Origin of the sequence: Pseudomonas sp. R62 (assembly GCF_000257605.1) — a bacterium.
Lineage (GTDB): Bacteria > Pseudomonadota > Gammaproteobacteria > Pseudomonadales > Pseudomonadaceae > Aquipseudomonas > Aquipseudomonas atacamensis.
The window spans coordinates 1,767,819-1,778,626 of the sequence record NZ_JH635998.1; the positions used below are offsets into that span (position 1 = coordinate 1,767,819).

At 61.3% G+C, this 10,808-nt stretch carries 6 protein-coding genes; 1 reads left to right on the forward strand and 5 read right to left on the reverse strand.

Annotation, left to right across the window (positions count from 1 at the left end; genetic code table 11):
- From OQK_RS09105 to OQK_RS09115, 3 genes are all read right to left on the reverse strand, one after another.
- Positions 1-446, reverse strand: a 446-nt coding sequence (locus OQK_RS09105; RefSeq protein ID WP_038860794.1) for a DUF3999 family protein, incomplete at its 3' end; no start/stop codon positions are given.
- Positions 443-4,024 carry a DUF2339 domain-containing protein gene (locus tag OQK_RS09110; RefSeq protein ID WP_016772099.1) on the reverse strand — a complete coding sequence of 1,194 codons (3,582 nt, stop codon included), beginning with the start codon at positions 4,022-4,024 and terminating at the stop codon, positions 443-445. The genes OQK_RS09110 and OQK_RS09105, both read right to left, overlap by 4 nt.
- A gap of 251 nt (positions 4,025-4,275) precedes the next feature.
- The gene (locus OQK_RS09115) at positions 4,276-6,726 is read right to left on the reverse strand and encodes a glycogen/starch/alpha-glucan phosphorylase (protein ID WP_016772100.1); all 2,451 of its coding nucleotides are present in this window, start codon (positions 6,724-6,726) and stop codon (positions 4,276-4,278) included.
- A gap of 259 nt (positions 6,727-6,985) precedes the next feature.
- Between OQK_RS09115 and OQK_RS09120 the strand changes: the two genes are divergently transcribed.
- Positions 6,986-7,423 carry a YkgJ family cysteine cluster protein gene (locus tag OQK_RS09120; RefSeq protein WP_016772101.1) on the forward strand — a complete coding sequence of 146 codons (438 nt, stop codon included), beginning with the start codon at positions 6,986-6,988 and terminating at the stop codon, positions 7,421-7,423.
- Between the two features lie 169 nt (positions 7,424-7,592).
- On the opposite strand, the gene typA is transcribed toward OQK_RS09120, so the two are convergent.
- Together typA and thiI are read right to left on the reverse strand one after the other, a co-directional pair.
- Entirely contained in the window at positions 7,593-9,413 is a 1,821-nt protein-coding gene (typA, locus tag OQK_RS09125; RefSeq protein ID WP_016772102.1) for a translational GTPase TypA, read from the reverse strand.
- 139 nt (positions 9,414-9,552) lie between these two features.
- The coding region (gene thiI / locus OQK_RS09130; RefSeq protein WP_016772103.1) for a tRNA uracil 4-sulfurtransferase ThiI at positions 9,553-10,808 on the reverse strand (1,256 nt) is incomplete at its 5' end.

The window sequence follows — 10,808 nt, forward strand, 5'->3', positions numbered from 1 at the left end:
GGTGCCTTGATCGCACTGGCATCGAGCAGCCAGCCGCGCAGCACTTCTTCGCCCGCCTCCAGTTGCGAGGACGGTTGCACTTCGACCAGGGTGCCGTTGGTGGTCGACTGCACGCGCACATTCGGCGCACGCTCGCTGGCGTCGGCAGCGTTGTACAGCGGGAACCATTTGACCTCGTGCAGCTTGCCGTCGTCGCGGGTCTGCGCCGATTCGCGAGCCAAGGCGTAGGCCTGCGCTTCGCCGGCGGCGTTGAACACACGCAGGTCGCTGAGATCGGTCTGGCGCGCCTGCAATTGCGCGCTCAGCGGCAGGTCGAGGCGATACCACGGGCCATTGCCGCTCACCGTCAACGGCACTTGCGTGGCGAAGTCCGCCGGTTTTTCCTGAGCGCCAGCGACCATCACCACGCCCAGCGCCAACCACCCCAGATTCAGCATGCGACTCAAGATGCAACTCCTTCGGTTTCCGGCGCGGGTTTGTCCGCCGCCGGTTCAGCCTCGACGCGCTTGGGTGGCAGCGGCGCGAAGTAGCCGACCACCAGCAGCAATACGCCGACACCGATAAACGAGACGATCCGGGCGAGGCCGCCACGGTTGCTCAGTTCGACAAAAATCAGTTTGGCCACCACCAGCGCAATCAGCGCCGCGCCGATCAGCCACACTTCGCGGCGATGGCGCAGATGGCCGCCGATCATCAGCCCCAGCGCCATCAACGTCCAGACGATCGACAGGCCGGCCTGCACCAGCATCGACGCGAGCAGTTGATCAAGCTCGAACGGGATGCCGGCCCAGTGATGCGCCGCGCGGGTGACCAGCGCAGTGCAGAAGGCGAACAGCGAAACCCCGGCGATCAGTTGCGTGGCGTGGTCGGCATGATCCTGACGGATCGACAACTGCGCAACGGCGCTGCGCGACCAGACATAAACGCCGAACAGCGCAAACAGCAGCCCCAGCTCCAATGGGTTGAGCAGCGGCACGTAAGGCAACGGTTCGGCATTGCCATCGCTGACGCCATTGGCCAGCCAGAACCACGCCAGCATCAGCACCGCCAGCGGTGCCGCCGCATACAAGCGGTACTCACGAGCAAATGCGGCCACCGGCCACGGCCACGTTCGGGGTACAGCCATCAGCAACAGATAGAGGCTCGGCAGAATCGCCCAGCCCAGCCAGCGCCACGCGTTGTACTGCTCGGACAACAACAGCAGGCCGTAACGCAACTCCAGCGCCAGCACGCCAATCAGCAGCCAGCAACCGAGCACATGGGCCACGCTCAATGCGCGCGCCGGCAACATCGACGCCAAGCGGCGCAGGCTGAAGAAGTGCACCACGAACAGCGCCGGCCACGCCAGCCAGCCGAAGTCGGCGGCCGGGTGGTAGCGCGAATGCCAAGCGCCGAGCAAAACCAGCGCCGCCGCAGGAATCAGTAAGGTGCAGAGCAACCCCAGCGCCGGCCATTTCAAGCGCAGTGACAACAGCGTCCACAGCGCCACACTGATCGCAGCGACCAGCAGCAACAATGTGCCTTGCAGGTTCGGCGAAGCGAAACGCAGAATCTCGCTGCCCCACGCCAGCGTCCACCAACCGGCGCCCCAGACCAGCAGCACTTGCGACAAGCGCTGCAAACTCAAGGCATCAAAAGCCGTGGCATGGTTGCCCAATTGCAAGCGCCACGCGCCGATCAGCGCGGCCAGCCCCAGCACCAGCGGTGTCCAGAAGCCGCCATGGGCCAACGGTTTCAGCCCTTCGCTGGACAGCGGCCCGAGCCATTCGGTGCCGGCGAGCAGAAACGCTGCGCCGCCGATCACCTGCAACAGCAGCCCGAAAACGAAACTCAGACGCTGTTGCAGGTACAGGCTCAGCCAGATGATCAGCAAACCGCTGGCCGCCCACACCGCGCTCGCGGTTTGCCACGGCAGCACGAACAGCACCGCCAGATTGATCAGCACCAACCCCGCCAGCAACACCACCGACAAGCCGCGCAGCAAACGCACATCGCCGCGCACCATCTCATCGCGAGCCGCGAGCAGCATGCCGCCAATCAAGGCCAGTCCGATCAAGGACGCACTGAGCAAGCCGCTCCAGCCAGCGCTGAACACCGCCGCCGAATCTTCACCGGCAGTTTGCAGGCGCAGCAGGAACAACGCGCCGCCCAGCAACTGCACGGCGAATGAGGTGAACAGGAATGTACGTGACTGAATCCGCAAGCCGACAAACAACGTTGCCAAACCGGCCAAGGCCCAACTGATTGCCGTGCCCTGGATGAACAGGAACAACGGTGCCAGCAGATACAGGAACGTCAGGCCCAGACACGCCAGCAGCGGCAGGCCTTGCCTTTCCCACGGCAATGTTTGCTCGGGCGTAGCCTTGCGCAGTTGGAAGAAACTGAACAGCAACGCGGCGCCAAGCATCAGCGCGCCCAGCGGTGCGCCGTCGAGCAGGCTGCTCTCGCCGGGCTGCAACTGGCTGAGAAATGCCAGCGCCGACCCCAGTTGCAGCAGTAAGGCAAAGGCCCGGGCAAACGGTCGATGCTGACGTAAACCAAGCCAGAAAATCCCTGCGCCTTCCACGGCCCACGCCGCAGAAGTCCAGCGCGCATCGAGCCCCAGCGGAATCGCCAGGCTGGCGAAAATCACTCCCAGCGCCAGGCAGGTTTCGCCCAGCAGCATCGCGCGCCCGCCCATCAAAACTTTGGCCAGCGCCATATAGATCATGCCCAGCGCCAACGCGCTGAACGCCGCCGCAAATTCGAGGTGCTGCACCAGCGCAAACTGCAGACCGAAGCCAATGATCGGCGGGCCGAACAGCATGGTGCCGTCGACGTAATCACCCTTGCGTGCCGACCATTGCAGCAGCGCCTCGCGATCAGCCTCCGCCGGAGCATTCGGCAAGTCGCGCAATTTGCGCCGGGCGAACAGCAGGCCGATGGCGAGGTACATGAGGAAAAACACAATCAGGAACGGCTCGGTGCTCCACAGCACTTCCGGCGTGTAGGAACGCAGGCCCCAGGCGAAACCGATACCGAAGGTGCCGACGAAACCGATCAGGTTGAGCAGGCGCCAAGCCTTGAACCAGGCGATAGCAAGAATGCCCGCGTTGAGCAGAGCGAAATAGCTGAACAGTGCGACGTGATTGCCTTCGCCGGTAGAAGTGAGAATCGGCGCGGCGAAACCGCCCAACGCTGCCGCTGCGGCCAGCCCCAGCGCGTCCTGGGTAATCGCCAGAATGGCCGAGAACACCGTCACCGCGACCAGCAAACCGAGTGCTGCGGACGGATCAAGCAACGGATGCAGACGCATCGCCGCAAACACCGTCAGGTACAACACCGCGATCCCGGTGCCTTGCAGCATCAATGCATAGTTGCTGTTGCGTCGGCGCAACCACCAGCCCAGCGCAAGCAGAGCCAACGCCGCTGCCGCGACGCCGGCGTACCGCAACTCGATCGGCACCACCATGCCTTCGGTGGCGTAACGCAGTAAAAATGCCAGACCGAAAAACAGCAGCACCACACCGACGCGCAGCACTGTATTGCCGCCAAACAGCCAGTTGCGCGCAGCGCTGATGCCGCGTTCGATCAGGTTCGGGCCACGGGGTTCGGCGGGTTTTTGCGGTGGTGCAACGGGAGCCGGTTCGGCGCGCCAGACATCCGCCGGCAGCGGCTGGCTGGTTTCGCGGGCGACGGCGGAAATCGGTTCGAGTTCGGGAGGCAGTTCCCAGATCAGTTCAGGGGTCGGGGCTGCCTGCTCAGCCACGTCGACGGGTGCGGCGACTGGCTCGGCTTCAGGTGACGGCGCGGGCGCATGCGAGGGCGAACCCTCCAGCACAAACAGCCGCTGAGCCACGCCTTGCAAGGCTTCGCGCACCTGCTCGAGTTGACGCTGTTGCTCCGCCGCCTGCGAGCCAAGGCGCGCAATGCGCAGCGCCTGGCCGATGACCAGCCCCAGCAGCGCACCCAACAGCGCGCCACTGAACGACTCGTCGAGCAGTCCACCGAGCACCAGCCCGATCAACATGAACATCCATTGCATGGTCGATATCCCTAAGCAGCCCCAGGGCGGGGCGAGTCCGGCGATGGCTTCAGTCTAGGCACAAACCGTGTGGGAGCGAGCCTGCTCGCGAAGGCGGATTGTCAGCCAACATTTCTGTTTAAGTCGACGATCGCTTCGCGAGCAGGCTCGCTCCCACAGGGTACGGCGGTGATTGATGCCTTTTAACCGGCGCTCAGTATATCGATCCGGCCCAACAAACGCTGGGCCTTGCGCAGATTTGTCGGAGAAAGTTACTCCAGCGCTTTCCAGATATCCGTGGCGTACTCGCGAATCGTCCGGTCGGAAGAGAACCAGCCCATCCGCGAGGTGTTGAGCACCGCCGAACGCCACCAGTTCTGCGAGTCATGCCAGTGCGCATCGACACGCTTCTGCGCTTCCCAATAGGAGTCGAAATCGGCGCAGACCAGGAAGCGGTCATAGTCGATCAACGAGTCGATCAGGCCGGTATAACGCGAAGTGTCGTCCGGCGAGAACACACCGCTGCGAATCGCTTGCAGCACATCGTTCAAACGATGGGAGGCGGCGATGTCGGGTACGGCGCTGAACTCATGGTTCTGTTTACGCGCCTCAACCTGTTGCGCACTGAGACCGAAGATGAACATGTGCTCGGCACCGATGCGCTCGCACATTTCCACGTTGGCACCGTCGAGGGTGCCGATGGTCAGCGCGCCGTTGAGGCCGAACTTCATGTTACTGGTGCCCGACGCCTCGAAACCGGCGGTGGAAATCTGCTCGGACAAGTCCGCCGCCGGGATGATGCTCTCGGCCAGGCTGACGTTGTAGTTGGGCAGGAACACCACTTTCAGCAGGCCACGCACGGTCGGGTCGTTGTTCACTACGCGTGCGATGTCATTGGTCAGCTTGATGATCAGCTTGGCCTGGTGATAACTCGCCGCCGCTTTACCGGCAAAGATCTTCACCCGTGGCACCCAGTCGACTTCCGGCTCGGCACGAATCGCCTGGTACAACGCCACGGTGTGCATCAGGTTGAGCAGCTGGCGTTTATATTCGTGGATACGTTTGACCTGCACGTCGAACATCGCCGCCGGGTTGACCGCGATCCCGAGGCGCTCGTGAATCAGATAGGCCAGCGCCTTCTTGCTGTGCAAACGCTGCTCGGCGAAGGCTTTGCGGAACGCGGTTTTCTCGGCGAACGGCTCGAGTTCGAGCAGGCGCTCTTCAGGATGATCGAGCAGGTCTGGGCCGAGGGCATCGACCAGCATCGAAGTCAGTTCCGGGTTGGCCTGATACAACCAGCGGCGGAACGTGATGCCGTTGGTTTTGTTGTTGATCCGCTCCGGATAGAGCTTGTGCAGTTCGGCGAATACGGTTTTGCGCATCAGCTGCGTATGCAGACCGGACACGCCGTTGACGCTGTGCGAACCGAGGAACGCGAGGTTGCCCATGCGCACCCGGCGGCCGTTGTCTTCTTCGATCAGCGACACCGCGCGCAACACGTCGAAGTCATGAATACCCTTGGCCCGCAGCGAATCGATGTGCTGCGCGTTGATCAGGTAAATGATCTGCATGTGCCGTGGCAGCATGCGTTCCATCAGCCCGACCGGCCAAGTTTCCAGCGCTTCCGGCAGCAGCGTGTGGTTGGTGTACGACAGCGTGTCGACGGTGACTTGCCATGCTGCGTCCCACGCGACGTCGTAGACGTCGACCAGTTGGCGCATCAGTTCTGCCACGGCGATTGACGGGTGAGTGTCGTTGAGCTGGATCGCCGCGTGATCACCCAGGGTCAGCACCGAGGTGTGCATGTTGCGGTGACGGCGCAGCAGATCCTGCAGCGAGGCGGCGACGAAGAAGTATTCCTGACGCAGGCGCAGTTCTTGCCCGGCTTCGGTGCTGTCGGCCGGATAAAGGACGCGGGAGATACTTTCAGCGCGGGCCACTTCCGCCACGGCGCCCAGGTGGTCACCGGCGTTGAAGCGTTCCAGGTGCAGGTCTTCCATGGCGCGGGCACGCCACAGGCGCAGAGTGTTGACGCTCGCTCCGCGCCAGCCGACCACCGGCGTGTCATAAGCAATGGCGCGCACGGTTTCCGCCGGCGACCAGACCTGACGAGTCTTGCCGGAGGCATCGGTGACGGTTTCGACGCTGCCGCCGAAGCCGATCGGGTAGGCCACTTCCGGCCGTTCGAATTCCCAAGGGTTGCCGAAATCCAGCCAGTGTTCGGTCTGCTCCTGTTGCCAGCCATCGACAATCGCCTGGCGGAACAAGCCATGCTCATAACGAATGCCATAGCCATGACCGGCGATGCCAAGGGTCGACATGCTTTCCATGAAGCACGCCGCCAGACGACCGAGGCCGCCATTGCCCAGCGCTGCATCGGGCTCCAGCAGGCGGATGCGCTCCAGATCGACGCCCAGTTCGGTCAGCGCTTCACGGGCGACGTCGAGCAGGCCGAGGTTGCTCAGGCTGTCGTAGAGCAAACGGCCGATGAGAAATTCCAGCGAGAGGTAATAAACCCGCTTCTGGCCTTTGCGATAGATCTGTCGGGTGTGGTCCATCCAGTGTTCGACCATGTGATCACGCGCAGCCAGGGCGATGGCTTCGAACCAGTCATGGTCGAAGGCGTGATCGGGGTCTTTGCCCACGGCGTAGGTGAGTTTGGTCAGGACGGCGTCGCGGAACGCGGCCACCTCTGCTTCGCGAACTAGTGGTTCTTGAGTCATCAACAGGACCTCGAGCGAGCGGGAATTTTCTGAGCCTAGACGGTCTGACCGGCGGTAACGGCTCTGGTTCGGCAGTATTTGCGCGGACTGTGCGCCAGTGCGACATAACCCTGGCGGATGAGCCAATGAATGCAGGGGCCGTGCCGTCCTGTCGGGCAAAATGCGGCCGCTGCGAAAATATCCGGCGAAAGGTTGTTCAAAATTCCACCGCTCCCGGTATGATCGCGCGCCCTGATGCATACACGCCTGGTAACTCCCGATGATGAAGCCCAACCTGATCGCCGCCGCCGAGATTGATCGTCTCGATACGTGGGCCAAATATTCGGCACCGATGTGCGGCTCGTGCATGTCCAGCTGCTGCACGCTGCCCGTCGAAGTGAAGATCAAGGATCTGGTGCGCATCGGTGTGGTCGACGAGTTCGAACTGGGCGATCCGCCAAAGAACATCGCCAAGCGTCTGCAAAAGGAAGGTCTGGTCGAGCGCTTCAATCAGAAGTCGGGAATCTTCACCCTGCAGCGCATGAGCAACAACGACTGCTATTACCTGGATCGTAAAACGCGCCTGTGCACCATTTATGACAAGCGCCCGGACACCTGCCGCAACCACCCCAAGATCGGGCCGCGGCCGGGGTATTGCGCTTATAAGCCGAAAGAAGTCGAGCGGGTGCAGAATTTCCGGGCCATCGACAAATTTTGATCGCGCCTGATCGTTCCCACGCTCTGCGTAGGAACGATCAATACGCCCACAAAACCCTGTGGGAGCTGGCTTGCCAGCGATGAGGCCAGCACAAAGATCGCCTAAACCCCAGACAAACAAAAACGCCCCCGGTCTCGCGACCGGGGGCGTTTTTTATTCCAGGGCTGGATTACGCCTTGGCTTTCTTCGCAGCGCGGGTACGCTCGCTTTCGTCGAGGATCTTCTTGCGAAGACGGATCGACTTAGGCGTAACTTCGCACAGCTCGTCTTCCTGGATGTATTCCAGAGCCTGTTCCAGGGTGAAGCGAACAGGTGGGACCAGAGCGATGGTTTCGTCTTTACCCGAAGCACGCATGTTGTCGAGCTTCTTGCCTTTGGTTGGGTTGACACCCAGGTCGTTGTCGCGGCTGTTCTGACCAACGATCTGACCGTTGTAGATCTCCTGGCCGTGTTCTACGAACAGCTTGCCACGAGCCTGCAGGGTTTCCAGCGAGTAGGTCAGAGCCTTGCCGGTTTCAACCGAAACCAGAACGCCGTTCTGACGGCCGGACATGTGGCCCGACTTCACTGGAGCGTAACGGTCGAAGATCGAGGTCAGGATGCCAGCACCGTTGGTCAGGGTCAGGAACTGGTTACGGAAACCGATCAGACCGCGAGCAGGGATGTTGTATTCCAGACGAACACGGCCCTTGCCATCCGGCACCATGTTGCTCAGGTCGCCCTTACGCAGACCCATCTCTTCCATGACCTTGCCCTGGGATTCTTCAGGGATGTCGATGGTGACGTTTTCGAACGGTTCCTGCTTCACGCCGTCAACTTCACGGATGATCACTTCAGGACGGCCCAGGGCCAGCTCGAAGCCTTCGCGACGCATGGTTTCGATCAGTACCGAGAGGTGCAGCTCACCACGGCCGGACACCTTGAACTTGTCAGCCGAGTCGCCTTCTTCAACGCGCAGTGCAACGTTGTACAGCAGCTCTTTGTCCAGACGATCCTTGATGTTACGGGAGGTCACGAACTTGCCTTCTTTACCGCAGAATGGCGAGTCGTTTACCTGGAAGGTCATGGAAACGGTTGGCTCGTCAACGGTCAGCGGCTTCATCGCCTCGACGGTGTTGATATCGCACAGAGTGTCGGAGATGAACAGCTCGTCGAAGCCGCTGATGCAGACGATGTCGCCGGCAGCTGCTTCGTCAACGTCGATGCGGTGCAGACCGTGGTGACCCATCAGCTTCAGGATACGACCGTTGCGGCGCTTGCCGTCGGCGCTGATAGCGACAACCGGGGTGTTCGGCTTGACGCGACCGCGAGCGATACGGCCAACACCGATAACACCCAGGAAGCTGTTGTAGTCCAGAGCGGAGATCTGCATCTGGAACGGACCGTCACGGTCAACGGCCGGAGGCGGAACGTGGTCGACTACCGCCTGGTACAGCGGAGTCATGTCTTCCGCCATGGCGGTGTGGTCCAGACCGGCAATACCGTTCAGGGCCGAAGCGTAAACAACCTGGAAGTCCAGTTGTTCTTCGGTCGCACCGAGGTTGTCGAACAGGTCGAAGATCTGGTCCAGAACCCAGTCCGGACGTGCGCCTGGACGGTCAACCTTGTTGATCACCACGATTGGACGCAGGCCGGCTTCGAAAGCCTTCTTGGTCACGAAACGGGTTTGCGGCATAGGGCCGTCTTGAGCGTCAACCAGCAGCAGAACGGAGTCGACCATCGACATTACGCGTTCAACTTCGCCGCCGAAGTCGGCGTGGCCCGGGGTGTCCACGATGTTGATGTGGTAGCCGTTCCAGTTGATGGCGGTGTTCTTCGCCAGAATGGTAATACCGCGCTCTTTTTCCTGGTCGTTGGAGTCCATCACGCGCTCGTCGTTGAGCTCGTTGCGCTCCAGGGTGCCGGATTGACGCAGGAGTTTGTCTACCAGGGTGGTTTTACCGTGGTCAACGTGGGCAATGATGGCGATGTTGCGTAGATTTTCGATCACTTGTGTATCTCGATCAGAGGATTCGGTTTGCTGACAAGTCATGGCAGCGATTAGCAGTAGTGTCCGGCATGGCCGTTACAGCTTGACGGCGGTGTCGGGGGGCCGGTGACGCAGGCCACAGGCAAACAGCCCCGGGCACTTAGCTCGGTCGATAAACGCGCACATTGGCATGCCCCTCACTGAGCAAATGGTGGGCATGCAGGCGACTCATCACGCCTTTGTCGCAATACAGCAGGTACTGGCGAGTAGGGTCCAGTTCCTTGAAACGTGCGTTCACTGCATAGAACGGCATCGTCTGTACCTCTATGCCGGCGAGTTCCAGCGGGTCATCCTCGGCGGCATCCGGGTGGCGGATGTCGATGACGATCTGACCGGCCAGCGCTTCGCTGACTTCTTCAATTTGCAAATCCTGGCCCAACTCGTCGATTACCCGATCGATCGGCACCAGTTTGGCGTTGGCGAGCGCACGCTCGAGTACCGCCATGTCGAATTCTTTCTCTTCGTGCTCAACCCGGCCCCGCTTGGCGGCAGTCTTGGGGTTGACCGAAATCACGCCGCAATATTCCGGCATGTGCCGGGCGAAATCGGCGGTGCCGATCTCGTTGGCGGTGTCGATGATGTCCTGCTTGTGCGCGACGATCAGCGGTCGCAGCACCAGTTTGTCGGTCACGCAGTCGATCACCGACAGGTTCGGCAGCGTCTGGCTCGACACCTGGGAGATCGCTTCACCGGTCACCAGTGCATCGATGTGCAGGCGTTCGGCGATCTCGGACGAGGCGCGCAACATCATACGCTTCAAAACCACGCCCATATGACTGTTATCGACTTTGCCGAGAATTTCGCCCAGCACTTCCTCGAACGGCACACTGACAAATAGCACGCGTTGCGAGCTGCCGTACTTCTTCCAGATGAAGTGCGCGACTTCCATCACGCCCAATTCGTGGGCACGCCCGCCGAGATTGAAGAAGCAGAAGTGCGCCATCAGGCCGCGACGCATGATCTGGTAAGCCGCCACGGTCGAATCGAAGCCGCCGGACATCAATACCAGCGTCTGCTCCAGCGCACCCAGCGGGTAGCCGCCGATGCCGTTGTGCTGGCTGTGAATCACGAACAACCGTTTGTCGCGAACTTCGATACGGACTTCGATTTGCGGCGCTTTAAGGTCGATTCCGGCCGCACCGCACTCACGACGCAGCTTGCTGCCGACGTATTTTTCCACGTCCATCGAGCTGAACGCATGCTTGCCTGCGCGCTTGCAGCGCACCGAGAAAATCTTCCCGGCCAGCGCATCGCCGTAGTGCTGTTTGCACTTCTCGGTGATGTCGTCGAAGTCGCCCAGCGGGTACTCGTCGATCTGCAGAAAGTGCGCGATACCCGGCACGCAGGTCAGGCGCT